Raw genomic sequence first — 489 nt, forward strand, 5'->3', positions numbered from 1 at the left:
ACCGCGCGCGCCGCCCGACGGCGAGGGCAGGGCCGGGCGGCGCCACGCCGAGCCCCGTGTCGGGGCCGTGCGGCAGGATGGCCGCATGACGCAGAGCACGGACGACGGCGCCCTCTCGAGCGACCCCGCGGGCGACCCGGCAGGCAGCGGCGCGACAGGCGGCGAGCTCATGCTGCTCGACACCGCGAGCCTGTACTTCCGCGCGTTCTTCGGGGTGCCCGACTCGATCAAGGCCCCGGACGGCACGCCGGTCAACGCGGTGCGCGGCCTGCTCGACATGATCGCGACGCTCGTCGCCGACCGTCGCCCGACGCGCCTCGTCGCGTGCTGGGACGTGGACTGGCGCCCGGCGTTCCGCGTCGAGGCGATCCCGTCGTACAAGGCGCACCGCGTCGCGGAGAAGGTCCCCGGGACCACGGGCGTCGAGGAGGTCCCGGAGAAGCTGGTCGCGCAGGTCCCGGTGATCGTCGACGTGCTCGCGGCGCTGGG

1 pseudogene is annotated in these 489 nt (G+C 75.7%); it reads left to right on the top strand.

From position 1 onward, the window contains the following. Positions 1-169: 169 nt before the first annotated feature. Positions 170-489, top strand: a pseudogene (locus tag G3I78_RS47800) (flap endonuclease); the annotation flags it as partial.

The organism is Streptomyces sp. SID13726, assembly GCF_010548375.1.
Taxonomy (GTDB): Bacteria; Actinomycetota; Actinomycetes; order Streptomycetales; family Streptomycetaceae; genus Streptomyces.